We start from the raw sequence: 20369 nt of genomic DNA on the forward strand, positions 1-20369 counted from the left end.
TTACTTTTATCACTTAGCTATTTTAGTTTAAATGAGTGAACAGGTAACCGGGTATCAAGTATCAGAGCAAAACCCTTACGATTATATTTTAAAGGATTTTAACCTGAAAAATCTGAGCCAGATTGTTATCCTCAAACATTTAAGCGGATTGATCCATACGGATGTTAAGGGCTTTTACCAACTTTTTCCAGAGCAGATTGAAATCGATTTTGCAGCATTTAGCGATGAGGTCTCTGGATTGCCCTTTCCGATTGTTCAGGTGCAACAGCACTCAAACTCCGTAAAACTTTCTTGTCGTTGCGCTGCACCGAAGCATAAGTTATGTGAGCATCAGGCAAGGGTTTTGTACAATATTCTTCAGCGCCAGGATCTGCTTATTTTCTTCGATGCTAACCTTCGTAAGCAAAAACTATTAAAAATAGCAATTGACTATGGTTTAGAAAAAGAAGAAAACCTCGATCTTCTGTTTAATCTCCGCTACGAAAACGGCCAGGTAGATATCCGCCCAAAAATGGATGCCCTCCAGCCATTCAATAAAGAAGCCCAGCAAAATTTACAGGAACTTTTACTGCCTGGGACTAAAGCCAAAGTAAAAGTACAAGCTAAAAACGATCAGGGTAAAATGATCCTGGTTTTTGGGCAACACCGCTATTACAACAATTTAACGGTAGAATTATTCGAGGCTGAAACCACTAAAAGCGGCAAGGTTAAAAACCCGATAAAAGGAATCAATCCAGCTGATTTACTGTTTAAAACAGATGACAACGACCAGGTAAAGTTTTATAGCGGTATTACCACTTTTCAGCAGAACTACAATAGCGATCAAAGCGAGGCGGAGATTGAAGCCTTAAAAGCGATCGTTAAAAATCCTAAACAGATTCCTTTTTACCTGCAGGATGGTAAGCAGTCTGTCGCTATTCAAGCGTCGACCATTACAGCGGTTGATGTACATTTATTGGAAGTAGACCTGCGTCTTTCTGTAAATCAACGTGATGATTATTATGAAATTACAGGCCGGTTGATCATCGAAGGGAAATCATACGAGTTGGATAACCTGGTATTGGTACACCAGTATTTTGTTAAACTTAACAATCAACTTTATTTAGTTGGAAGGTTGGATTTTTTACGCGTAATCGGGTTTTTCAAAAAGCAGAGCAACAGGTTAATCCTGCATAAAACTAAATATCCTGAGTTTCAAAAAGTTATTTTGGTGCCTTTAGAAGGAAGTATCCATGTTGATTATTCTTATTTAAAACCTGCCACCAAAAGCCAGATCGAAGAAAAAGGTTTCGATCTCGAAAACGAGCAACTGATTTATCTCTCTGAATCTGAAGATTATATTCTCCTTACACCGGTAATGCGCTATGGGAATTTAGAAATACCTGTGCTGTCTAAAAAGCAGATTCAGGCGCAGGATAAACTGGGTAACCTTTTTACTTTACACCGCGACGAAAGTACCGAGCTGCAATTTATCGGAAACGTATTGAAACAGCATCCTTATTTCTACGATCAGGAAACCAACGATTCTTTTTACCTGCACCGCAAACGGTTCCTGGAAGAAGCCTGGTTTCTCGAAGCTTTTGAGGTATGGCGGAACAAAGGCATTCATATTTTAGGTTTCAACCAACTCAAGAACAATAAACTAAGCGAATTTCAGGCTAAAATTAATATCGAGGTTTTAAGTGGGACAGATTGGTTTGAAACTAAAGTAAAAGTAAAGTTTGGCAAACAACAGGTTGCGCTGAAGCATCTGCATAAATCGATCAGGAACAAAAGTAAGTTTGTAACCCTTGATGATGGAACCCAGGGCATACTACCGTATGAGTGGATCGAAAAATTTGCTGCTTATTTTAGTGCAGGTGAAGTAACCGAAGATGCCATTCTTACACCAAAAATTAAGTTTGCTTCTATAAACGAGCTTTATGAAGATGCTTTGTTAGATGGCGATGTAAAGAACGAATTGAAACTTTATAAACAGAAATTCGAAGGGACTGATTCGATTCAGGAAGTTGAAGTGCCAAAAGGTTTAACAGCAACGCTGCGCCATTACCAGAAAGACGGTTTAAACTGGCTTAACTTTTTGGATGATTTTAACTTTGGTTCTTGTTTGGCCGATGATATGGGATTGGGTAAAACCATTCAGGTTTTGGCTTTCATTTTATCACAGCGCGAAAAAGTAAAACACAATACAAATCTGGTGGTGGTTCCGGCCTCGTTAATATTTAACTGGAAAGCCGAAGTAGGGAAATTTGCCCCCTCTATAAAGGTAAAAACCATTTATGCTGGCGAACGGACCAAAACGACTGATACTTTCGACGATTACGAAATCATTTTAACCTCTTATGGAACGCTGCTTTCTGATATCCGTTTCTTAAAGGATTATCGCTTTAACTATATCTTTTTAGATGAATCGCAGTTGATAAAAAATCCTGATTCGCAACGTTATAAAGCGGTTCGGATGCTGCAATCGAGGAATAAGGTAACCATGACGGGAACACCGATAGAGAACAATACCTTCGATTTATATGGACAGCTGTCGTTCGCTTGTCCGGGTTTGTTTGGCAGTAAACAGCAGTTTGCCGATTTATATTCAACCCCCATCGATCAGTTTAAGGATAGCAGAAGGGCAGAGGAACTTCAGCAAAAAATAAGACCGTTTATTCTACGCAGAACAAAAGAACAGGTGGCCAAAGAACTTCCCGATAAAACGGAAATTGTACTGTATTGCGAAATGGGAGCAGAGCAGCGCGAAGTGTACGAAGCGAACAAAAAAGAAATTCAGGATTTTATTTTGGGTAAACAGGAAGATGAATTGCCTAAAAGTTCGATGCACGTACTGAAAAGCATTACCACTTTACGACAGATATGCAATTCGGCCGCATTATTGGCTGATGGAAAATCGTATTTACAGGCTTCTTCAAAAATTGATGTGCTGATGGAGCAGATTGAGCGCAAGGCCGGAAACCATAAAATCCTTGTTTTTTCTCAGTTTGTAACCATGCTCGATCTGATTAAAAAACAATTGGAAAACCGTGGCATTAAATATGAATACCTTACCGGGCAAACCCGTAAAAGAGCCGAAGTGGTTAGCTCTTTTCAACAAAATGCCGATATTCCGGTCTTCCTGATCAGTTTAAAGGCTGGCGGTACCGGATTGAACCTTACCGAAGCCGATTATGTTTACTTAGTCGACCCATGGTGGAATCCTGCAGTAGAAAACCAGGCCATAGACAGGGCATATCGGATTGGTCAACATAAAAATGTAATGGCTGTGCGTTTAATCTGCCCCGATACTATCGAGGAGAAAATTATGAAGCTTCAGGCCACAAAAAAAGATCTGGTTAAGGATCTGATCCAGACGGATGGAAGTTTGTTTAAGAACTTAACGAAGAAAGAGTTATTGGGCTTGTTGAGTTAATGTAAGTTCGTCAATTAGAAGTATCGTCATTTCGACCGTAGTGGAGAAATCTTTTAGGTTGTTTACTCTCAAAGATTTCTCCATTCCGCTGCCGATGAAAAATCGGCAAGCTTCAGTCGAAATGACGTATGAACTTATATCTAAATCCCCTCCTCAAACTTATAACCCAAAAACTCAGGTACATTAACACTCTCTACGATTTTCCAATCTTTCTTTTCTGCAATAAAATCAGGTGCTGCAAGCCCCGTACTTTTAGCCGCGTTGATATAAAATTCCATTTTTGCAGGATGGTTTGACGAGCAGGCATTATATGTTCTACCAAATGCCTGTTTTTCTAAAAGTTTAATTGCAATCCCTACAGCATCTGTTTGGTGAATCAAGTTTACAGGAGCCAAACCATTCGGTACATTACTTTTTCCGGCAAAGAATCTCCCGGGGTTACGGTCAGGGCCAATTAAGCCCGCAAAGCGGATTACTGTGCAGTTTTCGGGAAATAGTTTCTTAAATAGCATTTCTGCAGCTAAAACGACCTTTCCTGAATCCGTATCAGGATATGTATGGCTGCTTTCATTTACTGTTTTATTTTCATCAGCATAAACACTCGTCGAACTGATCAATACCACATGTTTCGATTTATCTTTCGCTGCAGCCAAAATTGAATTTATCTTTTGGGGATAATCAAGGAGTTCAGTCGAATTGCGTTTTGGTGGAATACAGATAAACAAGGTATCGGCCTCAAAAAAAGCTGGATCGGCCACAACCGCTTCAGTCGTAAAATTGACTAAAAACGGCTGTATATTTTCAGCCTTAAGTATGGCTAATTTTTCCTGGCTTGTGGTAGAACCCTTAACAATGTAATTTAACCCGATCAGTTTTTTGGCTAAAGCCAGTCCGAACCAACCGCAACCTAAAATTGATATAGTTTTAGTACTGTTTCTATTCGTTGTATTATCTTGAATCATTGGCGCTAAAGATAAATAGTTAGCTTTATAATTTACCCTGATTGATGTCAATTCTGCTTTTTATACATGGTTTCCGATAGTTTTAAAATCCCATCATAATAAGGCGTAGGTTTGAAATTGAACGCCTTTTCAAATTTGCTAGAATCGAAATGATAATCATGATCGTACTGGTAGTACATTTCTACAGTACCGGCAACTACCTTTTTAAATAAACCCACTAAGCGTAACATCAGTTTATTAATGGTCGAGTATTGAGGTTTGGTTTCATAAATCTTTGCAGCCATTTCTATAAAAGCTTTCCCTTTTAAAGGAGCTGCGGTTGGCAGGTGCCATATCTGGTTGCCGGAACCGGGTGTTTGGCCTAACAGAAATAAAGCTTTCCCCGCATCTTCAATGTAAGTAAAACTGTGTAGTGTATTTGGGTTTCCCATCCATTGAGCTTTATTTTTCTTGGCAAACTTATCGAGTACCATCATATCAAAAAAGCTGTTCATCGATTCTGCTCCGTAAAAATCTGCAGCACGGGCAATGGTTACATTTATTTTACTCGCTTTCGATTCGTTCATTAATTGTTGGGCTACCTTTGCCCTTACTTCTCCTTTTAAACTACAGGGATGGTAAGGCGTATCTTCTGTCATTGGGCCGTTTACCAGGCCATACATATAAACATTATCAAAAAATATTAGCCTTGCGCCCGTACGTTTAGTTAAGTTAATTACATTCTGAATAATAATCGGCCATTGTTCTTGCCATACTTTGGCATCGTAAACCAAACCGGCGCACAGGTATATTACTTTCGAACCTTCGGCTGCTGCGAAAAGTTCAGCTTCATTTAATAAATCGGCCTTAACCCAACTTGTATTCGGGTTGCTTGTAGAAATTGGTTTTCGGCTAACCAATCTAATGGTTTGGTTAGTATTGGTTAATTCTCTGGTCAGTGCGTTTGCTGTTGGTCCGCCGGCGCCAAGGATAGTGTGCATATCTTCGTTTTTGATTAGTTCAAAGTTATGCGGCATTGAACCATAAAAACGTTAACAAAAGATAAGGATTAATTTAATCCTTTAAAATGAGTGTGCGTTTACGGATACGCGAGAGTGAAACAGGTGTAATACCTAAAAAATTGGCGATATAGTGTTGTGGAACACGCTGAAAAATATCTTTTGCAGTTTTTTCAAGCGCAGTATAACGTTCTTCGGGGTTTTGCGTAACAAAAGCATTAAGACGGTCTTCAAAACAGCAGATGTAATATTCAGCAACCAGACGGCCAAACCGTTCCATTTTCAGCGCCAGCACGGGGTGGTTTAACATTTTTTGAAGATCGGCGTAAGCAATAAGAACAAGTTGGGTCTCCTCCAAGGCCTGAATAAAGTTTGTACTCGGTACTCTTTTTACAAAGCTTTTGTAGGCACTTACCAGCTCGTTTTCAAAACAAAAATAACCTGTAATTTCCTGTCCGTCTTTAACATGATAATGTCTTACAGCACCCTGGATAATAAAGGCAATATAATCGCATACTTTTCCTTCAGCTACAAAATGTTCCTTTTTCTTTAGGGTAGAAAAACTCAGGTACCGAGTTAAGATTTCCCATTCGCTTTCTTCAAAAGTTACGAATTTTGCTAAGCCGGTTCTAAAAGCGTCGATTTTAAATTGTTTATCCATATCAATATTTAAGTGCAACTTAAAGGTACAGATTAATTAAGAATGGGGGTTATCCCTTGCCGAGATTATAGCAAGCCCTGCATCGTGGCTCATAACTTTCCTTTTCGCCCAATAAAACGGTAGCTTCATCAGCAACTGTACGGTAACTGTACAGGGCTGGGTTTCCACAACAAACACAAACGGCATTTACTTTGGTAACATGTTCGGCAATGGCCATTAAAGCGGGCATCGGGCCAAAGGGTTTGCCCGTAAAATCCATATCCAGGCCGGCAACAATAACGCGTATGCCTTTAAGGGCCAGTTTATTGCAAACATCAGGCAGTTCATCATCAAAAAACTGCGCTTCATCTATGCCAACCACCTGTGTATTGGTGCCCAAGAGTAAAATGGCCGAAGCGCTATCAACAGGAGTAGAGTTTATGGAGTTCAAATCGTGCGAAACCACAGCAGTTTCATGATAGCGGGTATCAGTACGGGGTTTAAAAATTTCGACATTCAGTTTAGCAATCTGAGCTCTTTTTAACCTGCGGATCAATTCTTCCGTTTTACCAGAAAACATAGAGCCACATACCACTTCTATACTTCCCGAAAATTCGCCCCTTCTTCTAAAATTTTGTTCGCTAAATAACATGCCTGTTTTTTTATTCCCCTATGTCCGTTCTATAATTTTTAAACCGAACAAATATGAGAATATTGCAGTATTTTTGGATACATAGTTACCAACAAAATATTTGTTAAAGTCTATACATGATTCAACAAGTAATATAATAATGAACCGTACACAGATGAAAGACTCAGTTAAAATATACTTAAAGCTATTTTTAATTATACTAGCATCTTTCGTTATTTTTTCCTGTAATGTAAAACCACAAAAGAAATACTTTTTAGAGTTATTACCAGAATTCGTAATGACTGGAACAAATTATAAGCCTATTATTTTTACAGCAGAAAATGATACGGCTGCATTTATTTCAGGATTAAAATTATATAGTTCAAAATTGAAAGGCGAACAATACAAGAATAGATATAAATTTAAATTAATAAACTCTAAAGGTCAAGATTTGAAACAAACCCTAAATAAATCGATTGTTGATCGTTTATGGAATAGCTATGTAGATAACGATATTATAGCGGGAAAAATTATTTTCAGAAAAGCTTGTAAATCTTGTCATGATATGAATATAAAATTGTTTGCTCCAGCCATTGGCAACTTGGCAAATAATTCCGTTAGCTTCATCAAAAAGTTTAAGCTTCCAAATACGTTTCATATAGATACTCTTACGAAAAATGAACTCATGAAGGTTGTTTATTATATTCAAAAACAACAAAATGATACTAGTTTTTAGTCTATAGAAATTAAATATTATAAGAATATGTAAAGAGTGACAAAATCGCCCTACATAAGTGACAAAATTAACAAATTTCAATTTTTTTTAAAAACGGATTATTGGTTTAATCATATCTAAGGGCGTTTTCCGAAATTCCAGTTATTAAAACTAAATATGAGAATTATGTGTTATTTTTGAACACATAGTTACCAACATAAATCGATTAAAAATCCGTTTTAATTTTATGATGAACCAACAAGATATTTTCAGAAAGATCGGCAGCATTTTAACAGAATTAAATGAGCAATATCAGTTTTTAGCTCAAAACCCTCAGCAATTAAACGATTTGGAGCTGGAGCTTTTTCTGGCCAATGCCCATTTTCTTTCCGATCATGTGAATATCGTCAAAAAATTAAATACCATAATAGAGGATAAGCCCACCGAATCTGGAAATCATGCTTTGCTGGCCGAACAAAATACCATTATCCTGCCCGAAGCTGAAAAAAGTTATGTAGAAGACGATGAGTGTTTCGATCCACAGGAACTGGAAGAAGTAGCTACAGCTCAGGAAGAAGAAGAACGAGTGGATGTAAAGCCCAAACAGGAAGTGTTGGATGATGAAAGTATTGAAGAAGAAAAAGCCGAAGCACTTTTAAATAAAGATTTTTTTAAACCCGACCAGGACGATCATACTTTTGAATTTGTGCTGGGTACACACGATGAAAACGATCAGTTCGATTATGAAGCAAAATCTGTTGAAGAAATTTTCGATCGCCCTTTAAGCAAAGAAGAAGCTGAAATTTTAGCGCGTAAAAAGATAATTCACGAAAAGGAAGATGCTTTAGCTGTTGAGGAAGAGGCTTTACCAACTGAAGAAGATGAAATTGGTCCTGAACCTTTTTTAATCCCCCATAAAGAAGAGCCAGAAATAATAGAGAAAGAAGCGCCTGTTGTAGCCGCTAAAGTGGATGAACCTATACCTGCACCTGCTACTCAGCATATTGAGGCACTGAAGGATGTGAAACTGGATGATCCCATTATTTCGCCACCGGTTGAGCAGGAACGTCCTTTGTTTACACCTGAAGCTGTTCCAGTAAAACCAGCTCCACAGCCCGAAGCCGCTAAACCTGCACCAAGTTTAAACGACCTGCTTGCCAAAACAAATGGCAAAAGTGATGAGCCTGTTAAAGCACCGATTACAGATTTAAAACAGGCGATCAGTTTAAATGAAAAGTTACTTTTTATCAAAGATCTTTTTAATGGGTATAATCTGGCCTATTCGGAAGTAATTGACATCATCAATAAGATGAACAGCTTCGAAGCCGCAGATAGCTACCTTCAGAATAATTATGCTGCAAAGAATAACTGGGCCAATAAGCAGGCTACGGTTGATCAGTTTTACGAATTATTGAACCGAAGGTTTAGTAAGTAATCGCCTGGCGTTACACCGCGCTGTTGTCATACTGAACTTGTTTTACTGCGTAGCTTTCCGCTTTGCTACAGGTCAGTATCTATTGTGGGGTCGTCATTTCGACTGAAGTGTAGTCCCGAATGTTCGGGAGAGAAATCTGTTAATATAGATTTCTCGACTGCGTTGCACTCCGCTCGAAATGATGTAACTTAAAAAGGGCATTTTAGGCTAGATATCGACTCCAGACTCCCCACTTAGCCTAAATAAATCCCATCCGGTTAGAATCGAGCTTTAAAAAGATAAATAGTAAAATTGTAAAACTCCATAACGACGAACCACCATAACTAATTAAGGGTAGGGGAATTCCAATTACCGGGATAATTCCGATCGTCATTCCGATATTAATAAAAACGTGAAAAAAGAGGATACAGGCTACGCTATAGCCATACACCCTGGAGAATGTAGATCGTTGCCTTTCTGCTAAATTAACCAATCGGAGTAGCAGAAACATATACAGACCTATTACTACAGAACAGCCCATAAATCCCCATTCCTCACCAATGGTAGAGAAGATGAAATCGGTGCTCTGTTCGGGTACGTAGCCATATTTGGTTTGTGTGCCCTGTAAAAAACCACGGCCAGTTGCCTGTCCTGAGCCTATGGCAATCTGCGATTGAATTACATTATAACCCGCACCTTTATTATCGGTTTTAAGGCCTAACATTAATTCAATACGGCTACGTTGGTGGGGGGCTAAAACTTTTTCGTACGCAATTTTTATCAGAAACAGATAGCCAATTGCAAAAACGGTTACCAAAACGGTTGAGAAGATAATTTTTTGCTTTCTTCTGTTGTTGTAAATGAAGAGGCCAGCAATTGTGGTTAAGATGATGATTAAGATATAGGTTGGTACTAAGAAATCGGCAATAAAGAGCACAATCATTCCCAGAAATATCAATAGAAAGTAACCTGATAAACCTTCGCGGTACAAGGGGAACATAAAGGCAAGAAATACCAATGCCGAACCTGTATCGGGCTGAAGCATAATCAGTAACAAGGGTGCAGCCACGATCAATCCAGCAATCATGATTGATTTAACATCGCGGAATTTGGGGTTAAATGCCCCGACGTATCTAGCTAAAAGCAATGCTGTGCCAAACTTGGCAAATTCGGCAGGCTGAAGTTTAAAAGAGCCTATTGCAATCCATGCCTGGTTTCCGGCCACTTTGTTGCCAATTAGCAGTACGGCCATTAACAACAGCAGTGTACCGCCATAAATAAAGGGTGAGAAGACATTGAAAAGCCTCCCGTCAAATAATAAAATCGATAAGCCTAAAATTAAACCAGTAATGATATAAATGAGCTGTTTACCGTAAAGCGTGCTAAAGCCAAACACAGCCGTTTGTTCTGGTGGAACGGAAGCATAAATATTGATGAAACCAATCGCGCATAAGGCGATATAGATTAAAACAGTAATCCAATCTACATTAAAGAAAAAACGGTTTCCCTGTTGCTGCTGCATTTTATTTCTGGATTACAGGTTTATCGGTTAAGGTTGTTTTTAATGCTTTAGGTTTTGTAGTAACCGTTTGTTTTATCGTTGCCGATTTAATTCTCAAACTATCTTTTATCCTTTTGGTTGAATCTGCTTTTTTAAGCAACAGACTATCTGCCTTCGTTAATTTGATCTTTTTTGTTTTGTCGATTAGTAACGGAAGCAGGTTTTGATTCTTCATCCATTCTACCTGGGCAGCTCTTCCACCGCTAACACTCCCTTTCAGATACTTTTCGATCATATAGCTGGCAATTGGTGCTGCATAGGTACTGCCATAACCTGCATTTTCTACAATTACCGCAATGGCAATTTTTGGATTATCGCGTGGCGCAAAGCCTATAAATACCGAGTGGTTTTTGCCATGTGGGTTTTGTACCGTTCCTGTTTTTCCGCAGAGTACCACATCTGGAATCCGGGATAGTATGGCCGTTCCCCAACTGGTGTTTACGGCATCTTGCATGCCATCAATCACCGGTTCGAAATGTCTGGCATCTACACCCACATAATTTTTAACCACATATTCTTTTTTAACCAGGTTCTTATCGCCTATACCTTTAATTAAGTGCGGCTTAATGTAATAACCACGATTAGCAATAATCGCCATGGCATTTGCCATCTGTAATGGGGTAGCGGTAATCTCACCCTGGCCAATCGCCTGCGAAATTACGTTGGTATAACCCCATCTTTTGCCATAAACTTTATCGTAATGATCTGCTGTATAAAAATAGCCCTTTCTTTCATAGGGCATATCGATATCGAGCTTTGATCCGAAACCAAACTTGGCTACTTTATCACGCCATTCCTGATAAGTTTGTCGTTGGTTTTTCATGCCGTTTTTGGTAATCAGCTTCTGAAAAACATAACAAAAGTAAGTATTGCAGGAACGGGCAATGCCTCTTCTCAGCGAAATTGAACCATCAAAGTGTTCGCATTTAATTTTTCTGTTTCCAGCCTGATAATAGTGCGGACAAAAGAATGTGGTATTGGGATCTATTACGCCTTCTTGTAATCCGATTAAGGCATCAACAGGTTTAAACGACGATCCTGGAGGGTAGTAGCCCATGATGGGCCTTACTAAAGATGGACGATATGGATTACCAACAATAAATTCCATGTAATTATTCCCCTGGTTTCTGCCCACCAGAAGATTTGGATCATATCCCGGACTACTTACCAGTGAAAGAATTTCTCCCGAAGCAGGTTCTATAGCGACAATTGCACCAACCTTATTCATCATCAATTCTTCACCGAGTTTCTGAATCCTCATATCGATTCCTGAGATCAATCTTTCTCCCGAAACTGCGTTTACATCGTATTTACCATCTGCATAACTTCCCTGTGGGGTATTGTGCGCATCATATACTGTGTTAATTACACCCTTTTCGCCTCTTAAAGTTTCTTCATAAGAAAACTCTAAACCACTTTTGCCTTTGTAATCACCAGGTTTATAAAATCCTTCAGATTTTTCTATATCGGTGGGGCTTACTTCTTTTACATAACCAAATAACTGTCCACCAACACTATCGGGGTAATGTCTGATGGTTCTGTCCTGTGTTCTAAAGCCTGGAAAACGGTAAAGTGTTTCCTGCAAACGGGCATAACTTTGAACCGAAATCTGTTTAAGAAAAGGGGTAGCCTGGTAACTCGATTTTCCCCTTGCTTTTTTAAGGTTTTTCCGAACATCCTCAAAAGTAATGTCTAATGCCTGAGCAAGTGCTAAGGTATCGAAAGGTTTTACTTCGTTTGGCGTAACCATTAAATCGTACACAGGTTCGTTTTGCACGATCACCTTCATATTGCGGTCTAGAATGGCACCACGGGCAGGATATTTATAAATTTTGCGTAAAACATTACTTTCTGCAGAAACGAAAGCCTTGTCGCTAATAATCTGGATATAAAATAACTTCCCCAATAAAATCAGGGCGATTGCAATAAATAATCCTTGAACGATATATTTTCGGTTAAATAATTGATCCATTAGCGTGGTGTCCTTCTATAGAATATAAACTCTACCAATAAAATAATAAGCAGTGTAAAGATACAACTTAAGCCGCATCTCATTAAGGTATAACCAACTTCGGTTAGCCTAAATGTTTCTAAAAAGAACAGCACCAAATGGTGTGCAACAACGCAAAGAAAAGCATAAAGTGAAAACCATTGGAAACCCATATAACTTAACGATGGTTCTGGGTCATCAATTGCGTCGCGGTTTAAACTAATTGAAATAAACGAAATTCTTACAAAAGCCAAAACCACACAGGCTGTAGCATGTACGCCCATGGTATCGTAAAAAGCATCGAGGGTTAAGCCTGTTCCGAAAGCCAGTAAATATAACAAAATGTTGGGTATGCCGAAGGGAAGCAGGAGCAAAAATAAGACATAAATGAATGGTGTAGAAAGATCATAGAAGCCCATATTCTTGAGCAGGAAGATCTGCACAAAAAGGAGTAAAAACCACCTGATCACATTTATAATAATGATTCTACTATTCATTCGGTTTAGCGATGCTTTCTAAAGCCTTTTGCTCTTCGGCTTTTTTATCTTTAACCACATATACATATTGCAATGTGCTAAAATCTGTAAATAAATTTAATTCTCCTGATAAGAAATTATCATTGGTGGCTACATTAGGCTTGATGATTTTTCCAACCAAAATTCCGGCAGGAAATGACCCGTAACCTGAAGTAACAACACTATCGCCAACGTACATTTTAATGTGGTTGGGCACCTCTTTAACAAATGCCTTTTTAATATCGAAATTTCCATCGCCCCAAACTAATGAGCCAAGCGCATTGTTCTTTTTCAAGGTTACACTAATCTTGGTGTCTTTATGTAACAGTGACTGGATGGTTGCTAAATGTGCAGAAACATCACGGATGAAACCAACCACTCCACGTTGAGGCGCAATAACGGCCATGCCGCTTTTAATGCCATCAACAGTACCTTTATTAATGGTCATTACGTTGTTGCGCAACGTGATCGAGTTTTTAACCACCTTGGCTGCTAAATAAGTGTATTGCTGATTGGTAACCGTATCTACAACTTTAACATCTTTGGCAGTATCTACCGTAGTTAATGCCAATAATTGGCTTTTAAGCTTAGCATTTTCGGCTGCAAGACTATCGTTAACCATACCCAGGTTTAAATATCGTTTAAAAACATTTAACCTTTCGTATGCGGTGCCAACCACCTCATTGCTTGAGTTTAGGGTTACACTACGCTGATAGGAGTTGTTTTTCACCGTGAAGTAGATCCCAACGATAAAAAATATGATAAATAAGAAAAATGCGTTGTATCTGCTGATGAAAATCCAAAGGTTACGCATTGCTCATGAGGTATGAGATGTGAGACATGAGATGCGAGTTTGGATAGTTAGTCTCAAATCTCACATCTCATATCCCAAATCTGGGTTATTGCATTAAGAATTTATATCCGCCAATGTTTTTAAGGGCGATGCCAGTTCCACGAACTACTGCACGAAGCGGATCTTCTGCAACGTGTACAGGTAATTTGGTTTTAGCCGCTACACGCTTATCTAAACCTCTTAACAATGCACCACCACCAGTTAAATAAATACCAGTTTGGTAAATATCTGCCGAAAGCTCCGGAGGCGTAATCTCTAAAGCTTTTAAAATTGCTTCTTCAATTTTAGAGATCGATTTATCTAAACAATGTGCAATTTCGGTATAAGAAACCGTGATCTGTTTGGGTACACCGGTCATTAAATCGCGACCTTGAACTGCGAAATCGGCAGGAGCATCCTGAAGTTCAGGTAAAGCTGCACCAACTTCAATTTTAATTTTTTCAGCAGTACGGTCACCGATCATAATGTTGTGTTGACGGCGGATGTAGTTTACGATATCGGAGTCGAAGTTATCACCCGCAACGCGGATTGATTGATCGCAAACAATACCCGATAAAGCGATAACCGCAATTTCTGTGGTACCGCCACCTATATCGATAATCATGTTACCCATTGGCTCTTCTACATCAATCCCGATACCTACGGCTGCTGCCATTGGTTCGTGAATTAAGTATACCTCTTTTGCACCGGCAATTTCAGCTGAATCGCGTACTGCACGTTTTTCTACTTCAGTAATACCAGATGGAATACAGATTACCATACGTAAAGATGGGAACATCCATCCTTTACCGCCATTAAGCATACGGATCATGCCTTTAATCATGGCTTCAGCAGCGTTGAAATCGGCAATTACACCATCTTTTAATGGACGAACGGTTTTAATGTTATCGTGGGTTTTACCCTCCATTTGCATTGCCTGACGACCTATAGCAATGACTTTGTTTGTAGTACGATCGAAAGCAACGATAGATGGCTCATCTACAACTACTTTGTCGTTATGTATAATCAGGGTATTCGCAGTGCCTAAATCGATGGCAACTTCTTGCGTAAACCAGTTAAATAATCCCATGTATAAGGTATGTTTTCTTTATTTTATCAAATCTATACTATTCCTAATGTAAAAATAGCTTTTTTATTGTTTTAAGTTTTATTTTCTTCAGTTATTAAATTGTTTTTAAGGCAATTAAAATATTCAGAAAATAAAAAGCTGTGATTCTTAGGTTAAAGCAGTCCCGCTATCCGTTCAGTCTGATGAAAAATCGGAACGACTGCTGTCGGGTTAGGTTACCTGGGGGCGGCTTTTCAAATTTTCTCTCCCTGCCCCAAAGGGGGAGGCCCCTCAAAGTTTCATACCCGCATGGTGAATTTAAGCTTTCGATAGGTAACCTTCCACCTTTAAACCCTCAACCTTTTACCTTATCTAGTGTTTAAAGTGTCTTACCCCAGTGGTTACCATTGCGATACCTTTTTCGTTTGCTTTTGCAACAGAATCGGCATCTTTAATCGATCCGCCTGGTTGCAGTACAGCTGTAATTCCGGCTTCGGCAGCAATCTCAACACAATCAGGAAAAGGGAAGAAAGCATCAGAAGCCATTGCTGCACCTTTAACACTGAATCCGAAAGCCGCTGCTTTTTCAATCGCTTGTCTTAATGCATCAACACGTGAGGTTTGACCCACGCCGCTTGCAATTAAAACATCATCCTTAACCAAAACAATGGTGTTCGATTTGGTGTGTTTTACAATTTTGTTAGCGAAGAACAAATCTTTTAACTCTTGTGCAGTTGGCGCTTTATCGGTAACGGTTGTCATTTGCTCAGGACCTTCGATAATTAAATCTTTATCCTGCTCAATTACACCGTTTAATAGTGTTTTAAATTGTTTTTTGCTCAATTCAACCTCATTACGTTGTAAAATAACGCGGTTTTTCTTTTTGCTGAATAACTCAATTGCTTCTGGTTGGTAAGAAGGTGCAATTAATACTTCGAAAAACAGGTTGTTAATTTCTTGGGCCGTTTCTAAATCTACCGCAACATTGGTAATCAATACGCCACCAAAAGCAGAAACCGGATCGCAGGCCAATGCATCAAGCCAGGCCTGTTTAACAGTAGGGCGGGAAGCAATACCGCAAGCATTTGTGTGTTTTAAGATTGCAAAAGTTGGATCTTCAAATTCGTCGATCAAAGCAACAGCTGCATCCACATCAACCAAATTGTTGTAAGAAAGCTCTTTACCATTAAGTTTGGTAAACATCGCATCTAGATCGCCATAGAATACACCGCCTTGATGAGGGTTTTCGCCATAACGCAAAGTTTTAGCTTCTGTTACGCTTTGTTTGAAAACATCAAGCGGCTCTTCTGTATTGAAATAATTAAAAATTGCAGTATCGTAATGTGAAGAAGTATGGAAAGCTGTTTTAGCGAACGATTTACGCTGTGCTAAAGTAGTTTCGCCATTTTGAGCTTCTAATTGGGCCTGTAAGGTAGGATAGTCGTTTTTCGATGCGATAATCACCACATCGTTGAAGTTTTTTGCAGCTGCACGGATTAAGGAAATACCACCAATATCAATTTTTTCGATAATTTCTTCTGGTGTTCCGCCTGCTTTTACAGTTTCTTCAAAAGGATATAAGTCAACAATAACCAAATCAATTTCGGGGATCTCATATTCAGCAATCTGCTCCTGATCTCCCGCTAAAGCTCTACGGTTTAAAATTCCACCAAATACTTTTGGGTGTAAAGTTTTAACACGTCCGCCTAAAATAGACGGATAACCTGTTAAATCTTCAACCGCCGTAACCGGAAGATTTAAATCTTTGATGAATTGTTCTGTTCCACCGGTAGAAAATAACTGTACCCCTTGCGCGGCCAACAATTTTACCAATGGCTCCAAACCATCTTTATAATATACTGAGATTAAAGCGTTTTTGATTTTAATGGATTGACTCATTCTACTGAAAATTTTGAGCCGCAAAGGTAGTAAAACAGGATTGTTTTTTAATGAGATTTACCTATCAATATTAAATTTTATTCCACTATATATAATAAGGTATATTCATTTGCCAGATAAGCTCTTCTAAAGCCTAATTAAATAGCCTTATTAACCCGTTTTATGGTGTGATTTATTTGCTGATCTTTCTTACTATGGTTTCTACAATACGGGGGTAATGCTGGTGTTCGAGCTGCTGGCCTTTAAACTTTACCATTTCCAGGTTGTCATTTTTATCGATTCGGTACCTGGCCTGATAAATATATTCCCCTTCATCATAGTTTTCATTAACGTAATGAATGGTTATGCCGCCTTCGGTTTCGCCGGCGGCCATCACCGCGAGGTGTACATGGTCGCCATACATGCCTTTACCGCCAAATTTCGGAAGGATTGCCGGATGGATATTTACAATTCTGCCAGGGTAAGCATGGATCAGGTTTTTAGGGATCAGCCAAAGAAAACCTGCAAGAACAATAAAATCGATTTCAAGATTTTTGAGAAGGTCTATTACTTCGTCGGTTTTATAGAATTCGTTTTTGTCGAAAATATGAGTGGGGATTTCGAAATTATCAGCTCTCTGCAATACATAGGCATCGGCATTGTTGGTTAATACCAAAGATATTTCTATTTCATTACTCCGTTTAAAATGCTCCATCAGTTTTTGGGCATTGGAGCCAGAACCTGATGCAAAGATGGCTATTCGTTTTTTCACTCAAAAATCGTTTTGCCCAAAAATAGTATTTTTAAGCCTGTTTTCTTAATCGAAAGGAAATTTTATTGAATTAAGTTAAAGTATTTATAATGAATAATTTTAACCTATTTTTGCAGTTCGGAAATGGGGTTTAATTTTAATGAAAAAAAAGTTGAAAGTGTTTTGTAATTTAAAAACATTAATCCTATATTTGCAACCCGAATTATAGGAAACGAATAAGAAAAATAAAAGGCTAAATAGAAATGGCAAATCATAAATCTTCATTAAAAAGAATTAGAGCAAACGCAACAAAACGTTTACGTAACAGATATCAGGCAAAAACTACACGTACCTTTATTAAAAGATTACGTGCTGCAGAAGATAAAAAATCTGCATCTGATTTATTGCCTAAAGTAATCTCTATGTTAGATCGTTTAGCTAAAAAGAATATTATCCACAAAAACAAAGCGGCTAATAACAAATCGAAATTAACGAAATTCGTTAACGGTTTAAAATAAGCCAATTTTTTTACGATATTAGTAAAGGCATCCTAACCAAAAGTTAGGATGCCTTTTTTTGTCTAAAAAAATGGAAAATTACGAACAGAAACTAGGTATAAAGTTATGGGCTGAAGAAGATCGCCCCCGTGAAAAACTTTTATTACATGGCCGAAGACATTTAACAGATGCCGAACTGATTGCTATTTTAATTGGCTCGGGAAGTAAAAATGAAACTGCTGTGGATTTAAGTAAAAGGATTTTGTCGTTTTACGATAACAATTTAACAAAACTGGGAAAAGCTTCTATTCTGGATCTTTCCAGGTTTAGAGGTATTGGAGAAGCCAAAGCATTAACTATAATTGCCGCTCTAGAGCTTGGTTTGCGGCGGAAGGAAACTGCTGAAGAGGCCATTACCCATGTTACTACTTCTAACGATGTTTATAAATATTTACATCAAACTTTCGCAAATCTCAATCACGAAGAGTTCTGGATATTACTCCTAAACAGGTCTAATCGGGTGATAGGTAAATTTCTGATCAGTAAAGGCGGACAGGCAGGTACAGTAGCCGATCCGAAAATTATTTTTAAAACAGCTTTAGAAAACAATGCCGCAAATATTGTATTAGCACATAACCATCCTTCAGGAAGTTTAAAGCCTAGTGAGAGCGACGATAAATTGACCAGGAATATGGTTGCTTCAGGAAATTTGCTTAGCCTGTACGTGGTTGATCACCTGATTTTTGCCAATAACCGTTACTACAGTTATCGGGATGAAGATTTAATTTAAAAGATATTAGGTTGTTAAAATACAATTAACCTTAAATTAGTATAATAGCGGCTTAAAATTAAATATTACTGGTTAGTCCACACTAATTAAATTGTATAATTATATTTATGAATACTTTAAAAATCATCCCTGTTTTTCTTTTGTTAACCGTTATGGCATTTGCGCAAAAAACGGCAGTCCCAATTAATATTATTACTTACAATATCCGTTTAAACGTAGCATCTGATGGTGTTAATGCCTGGCCTAACCGAAAAGATAATGTTAAGGCCCTGGTGAAATTTCACGATGCTGATATTCTTTGTGTACAGGAAGCCTTACCTGAACAGTTTGATGCGCTTTTGGAGAATTCCAATTTCGATGTAGTAGGTGTTGGCCGTGAGGATGGTAAAAGAAAGGGCGAGTTTTCTGCCGTTTATTTTGATAAAAACAGGTTCACTAAAAAGGATGGCGGAACTTTTTGGTTGTCAGAAACACCAGATGTTCCATCAAAAGGTTGGGATGCTGCACTTAACCGGATCTGCAGTTGGGTTAAATTATACGATAAGCAGAATAAAAAAGAATTTATCGTTTTTAACACACATTACGATCACGTTGGAGTGAAAGCGAGAATTGAATCAGCTAAATTATTGAAACAAAAAATACAACAGATAGCTCCTACTTTACCGGTTGTTTTTACAGGCGATTTAAATGTAACACCCGAAACTGAAGCCATTGCTACCATAAAATCATTTCTTATCGACGCAAAAGATGTTTCTGTAGAGCCTCCATATGGGCCGACAGGCACTTTTAATGGGTTTGATTTTAACAGTGATCTGAAAAACAGGATCGACTACATTTTTGTAAACAAAGGATTTAAGGTGCAGAAATTTGCCGTATTAACTGATAGTAAGGATAAAAGGTACTATTCTGATCATTTACCTGTTTTTTGCAGACTTTGGTTTTAATAAATGCTGTTAAAATCTCTGTTTCCCTTTCAATTCGAACTTTTTGGTAACCAATACCACTATCACTATATTTTCGAAACACTGGCATTTATAATTGGTGTTAGGTTGTATTATTTCTATAAAAAAGGAATTAAAGACCCGATATCTGACGAAAACAGGCTGTGGATTATGTTGGGCGCTATGCTTGGGGCATTAATTGGCTCGCGTGTAATTGCTGTACTCGAAACGCCTGAAGTACTCCACCACCTTAGTTTTTCAGTTCTTTATCAGAGTAAAACCATTGTTGGCGGTTTGCTTGGCGGTTTGTTCGGTGTTGAATTAATAAAAAAGATAATAGGTGTGAATATCGCCTCTGGAGATATCTATGTGATCCCGATTTTGGTTGCCCTTATTATTGGCCGTATCGGTTGCTTTTCCATGGGGATCGACGAGCCAACCTATGGCATCCCTACCCATTTTTTTACAGGTATGGATTTGGGTGATGGCATATTGCGGCATCCCATCATGCTCTACGAAATGCTTTACCTCATGCTTTTGATTTTTTTGTTCAATGGTTTGAAAAATAAGCCATTGATCAATGGAGACCGCTTTAAATTGTTTATGGTATTGTATTTCCTGTTCCGTTTTTGGGTAGAATTTATAAAACCTTACCATTCGTTATTTTTAAATTTAAGTAGCATTCATTGGTCTGCATTGTTTATTTTTATTTATTATTATAGATTCATCATCAGAATTTCGAAACAGATTTTACATAAACAGTAAAC

The 20369-nt window shown here is 38.2% G+C and carries 18 protein-coding genes; 7 read left to right on the top strand and 11 right to left on the bottom strand.

Annotated elements, in window-relative coordinates; all coding sequences use genetic code 11:
- The first annotated feature begins 31 nt into the window (after positions 1–31).
- Positions 32–3418, top strand: a complete 3387-nt coding sequence (locus AC07VK_RS21220; protein ID WP_492962725.1) for a DEAD/DEAH box helicase — start codon at positions 32–34, stop codon at positions 3416–3418.
- 140 nt (positions 3419–3558) lie between these two features.
- Here AC07VK_RS21220 and AC07VK_RS21225 read toward each other — a convergent pair whose 3' ends face one another.
- From AC07VK_RS21225 to AC07VK_RS21240, 4 genes are all read right to left on the bottom strand, one after another.
- Complete coding sequence (locus AC07VK_RS21225) at positions 3559–4380, bottom strand: SDR family oxidoreductase (RefSeq protein WP_492962723.1); 822 nt, start codon at positions 4378–4380, stop codon at positions 3559–3561.
- A gap of 47 nt (positions 4381–4427) precedes the next feature.
- The gene (locus AC07VK_RS21230; RefSeq protein WP_492962721.1) at positions 4428–5360 is read right to left on the bottom strand and encodes an NAD-dependent epimerase/dehydratase family protein; all 933 of its coding nucleotides are present in this window, start codon (positions 5358–5360) and stop codon (positions 4428–4430) included.
- A gap of 73 nt (positions 5361–5433) precedes the next feature.
- Entirely contained in the window at positions 5434–6039 is a 606-nt protein-coding gene (locus AC07VK_RS21235) for a Crp/Fnr family transcriptional regulator (RefSeq protein ID WP_492962719.1), read from the bottom strand.
- Between the two features lie 49 nt (positions 6040–6088).
- Positions 6089–6670, bottom strand: a complete 582-nt coding sequence (locus AC07VK_RS21240) for a thymidine kinase (RefSeq protein WP_051691820.1) — start codon at positions 6668–6670, stop codon at positions 6089–6091.
- A gap of 139 nt (positions 6671–6809) precedes the next feature.
- Between AC07VK_RS21240 and AC07VK_RS21245 the strand changes: the two genes are divergently transcribed.
- Positions 6810–7385 carry a hypothetical protein gene (locus AC07VK_RS21245; protein WP_492962717.1) on the top strand — a complete coding sequence of 192 codons (576 nt, stop codon included), beginning with the start codon at positions 6810–6812 and terminating at the stop codon, positions 7383–7385.
- A gap of 226 nt (positions 7386–7611) precedes the next feature.
- On the top strand, positions 7612–8799 hold the full coding sequence (locus AC07VK_RS21250; protein ID WP_492962716.1) for a DUF8457 domain-containing protein: 1188 nt from the start codon (positions 7612–7614) through the stop codon (positions 8797–8799).
- A 238-nt stretch (positions 8800–9037) separates the two neighbouring features.
- Here the strand turns inward: AC07VK_RS21250 and rodA are convergent, their stop codons facing one another.
- The 7 genes from rodA to purN form a co-directional block, all read right to left on the bottom strand.
- On the bottom strand, positions 9038–10300 hold the full coding sequence (gene rodA / locus AC07VK_RS21255) for a rod shape-determining protein RodA (RefSeq protein WP_492954529.1): 1263 nt from the start codon (positions 10298–10300) through the stop codon (positions 9038–9040).
- Between the two features lies 1 nt (position 10301).
- Positions 10302–12311, bottom strand: a complete 2010-nt coding sequence (mrdA, locus tag AC07VK_RS21260; RefSeq protein ID WP_492954530.1) for a penicillin-binding protein 2 — start codon at positions 12309–12311, stop codon at positions 10302–10304.
- Positions 12311–12826, bottom strand: coding sequence for a rod shape-determining protein MreD (locus AC07VK_RS21265; protein ID WP_167293246.1), 516 nt, complete (start codon positions 12824–12826; stop codon positions 12311–12313). Before AC07VK_RS21265 ends, mrdA begins: the two co-directional genes overlap by 1 nt.
- Positions 12819–13658 (bottom strand): rod shape-determining protein MreC, encoded by an 840-nt coding sequence (gene mreC, locus AC07VK_RS21270; RefSeq protein ID WP_492962714.1) that lies wholly within the window; start codon positions 13656–13658, stop codon positions 12819–12821. Before mreC ends, AC07VK_RS21265 begins: the two co-directional genes overlap by 8 nt.
- Before the next feature lie 85 nt (positions 13659–13743).
- Entirely contained in the window at positions 13744–14766 is a 1023-nt protein-coding gene (locus tag AC07VK_RS21275; RefSeq protein WP_010601761.1) for a rod shape-determining protein, read from the bottom strand.
- Positions 14767–15117: 351 nt separating this feature from the next.
- Positions 15118–16644, bottom strand: coding sequence for a bifunctional phosphoribosylaminoimidazolecarboxamide formyltransferase/IMP cyclohydrolase (gene purH, locus AC07VK_RS21280; protein ID WP_492954532.1), 1527 nt, complete (start codon positions 16642–16644; stop codon positions 15118–15120).
- A gap of 172 nt (positions 16645–16816) precedes the next feature.
- Positions 16817–17395, bottom strand: coding sequence for a phosphoribosylglycinamide formyltransferase (purN, locus tag AC07VK_RS21285; RefSeq protein WP_492954533.1), 579 nt, complete (start codon positions 17393–17395; stop codon positions 16817–16819).
- 242 nt (positions 17396–17637) lie between these two features.
- On the opposite strand from purN, the gene rpsT reads away from it, so the two are divergent.
- From rpsT to AC07VK_RS21305, 4 genes are all read left to right on the top strand, one after another.
- Positions 17638–17892, top strand: coding sequence for a 30S ribosomal protein S20 (rpsT, locus tag AC07VK_RS21290; protein WP_029277289.1), 255 nt, complete (start codon positions 17638–17640; stop codon positions 17890–17892).
- 70 nt (positions 17893–17962) lie between these two features.
- Positions 17963–18661 (top strand): RadC family protein, encoded by a 699-nt coding sequence (gene radC, locus AC07VK_RS21295; protein ID WP_215129279.1) that lies wholly within the window; start codon positions 17963–17965, stop codon positions 18659–18661.
- Between the two features lie 107 nt (positions 18662–18768).
- Positions 18769–19605 carry an endonuclease/exonuclease/phosphatase family protein gene (locus AC07VK_RS21300; protein ID WP_492962711.1) on the top strand — a complete coding sequence of 279 codons (837 nt, stop codon included), beginning with the start codon at positions 18769–18771 and terminating at the stop codon, positions 19603–19605.
- Positions 19606–19608: 3 nt separating this feature from the next.
- A complete protein-coding gene (locus AC07VK_RS21305) occupies positions 19609–20367 on the top strand; it encodes a prolipoprotein diacylglyceryl transferase (protein ID WP_492962709.1) in 759 nt (252 codons plus the stop codon).
- Positions 20368–20369 lie beyond the last annotated feature (2 nt).

This window comes from Pedobacter sp. GW821-FHT01D05, from assembly GCF_059422505.1.

What these genes read in the sequence shown, in the direction of transcription:
- AC07VK_RS21220 (WP_492962725.1), top strand. Translation starts at nt 32, where the DNA reads ATGAGTGAACAGGTAACCGGGTATCAAGTATCAGAGCAAAACCCTTAC.
- AC07VK_RS21225 (WP_492962723.1), bottom strand. Translation starts at nt 4,380, where the DNA reads ATGATTCAAGATAATACAACGAATAGAAACAGTACTAAAACTATATCA.
- AC07VK_RS21230 (WP_492962721.1), bottom strand. Translation starts at nt 5,360, where the DNA reads ATGCACACTATCCTTGGCGCCGGCGGACCAACAGCAAACGCACTGACC.
- AC07VK_RS21235 (WP_492962719.1), bottom strand. Translation starts at nt 6,039, where the DNA reads ATGGATAAACAATTTAAAATCGACGCTTTTAGAACCGGCTTAGCAAAA.
- AC07VK_RS21240 (WP_051691820.1), bottom strand. Translation starts at nt 6,670, where the DNA reads ATGTTATTTAGCGAACAAAATTTTAGAAGAAGGGGCGAATTTTCGGGA.
- AC07VK_RS21245 (WP_492962717.1), top strand. Translation starts at nt 6,810, where the DNA reads ATGAACCGTACACAGATGAAAGACTCAGTTAAAATATACTTAAAGCTA.
- AC07VK_RS21250 (WP_492962716.1), top strand. Translation starts at nt 7,612, where the DNA reads ATGATGAACCAACAAGATATTTTCAGAAAGATCGGCAGCATTTTAACA.
- rodA (WP_492954529.1), bottom strand. Translation starts at nt 10,300, where the DNA reads ATGCAGCAGCAACAGGGAAACCGTTTTTTCTTTAATGTAGATTGGATT.
- mrdA (WP_492954530.1), bottom strand. Translation starts at nt 12,311, where the DNA reads ATGGATCAATTATTTAACCGAAAATATATCGTTCAAGGATTATTTATT.
- AC07VK_RS21265 (WP_167293246.1), bottom strand. Translation starts at nt 12,826, where the DNA reads ATGAATAGTAGAATCATTATTATAAATGTGATCAGGTGGTTTTTACTC.
- mreC (WP_492962714.1), bottom strand. Translation starts at nt 13,658, where the DNA reads ATGCGTAACCTTTGGATTTTCATCAGCAGATACAACGCATTTTTCTTA.
- AC07VK_RS21275 (WP_010601761.1), bottom strand. Translation starts at nt 14,766, where the DNA reads ATGGGATTATTTAACTGGTTTACGCAAGAAGTTGCCATCGATTTAGGC.
- purH (WP_492954532.1), bottom strand. Translation starts at nt 16,644, where the DNA reads ATGAGTCAATCCATTAAAATCAAAAACGCTTTAATCTCAGTATATTAT.
- rpsT (WP_029277289.1), top strand. Translation starts at nt 17,638, where the DNA reads ATGGCAAATCATAAATCTTCATTAAAAAGAATTAGAGCAAACGCAACA.
- radC (WP_215129279.1), top strand. Translation starts at nt 17,963, where the DNA reads ATGGAAAATTACGAACAGAAACTAGGTATAAAGTTATGGGCTGAAGAA.
- AC07VK_RS21300 (WP_492962711.1), top strand. Translation starts at nt 18,769, where the DNA reads ATGAATACTTTAAAAATCATCCCTGTTTTTCTTTTGTTAACCGTTATG.
- AC07VK_RS21305 (WP_492962709.1), top strand. Translation starts at nt 19,609, where the DNA reads ATGCTGTTAAAATCTCTGTTTCCCTTTCAATTCGAACTTTTTGGTAAC.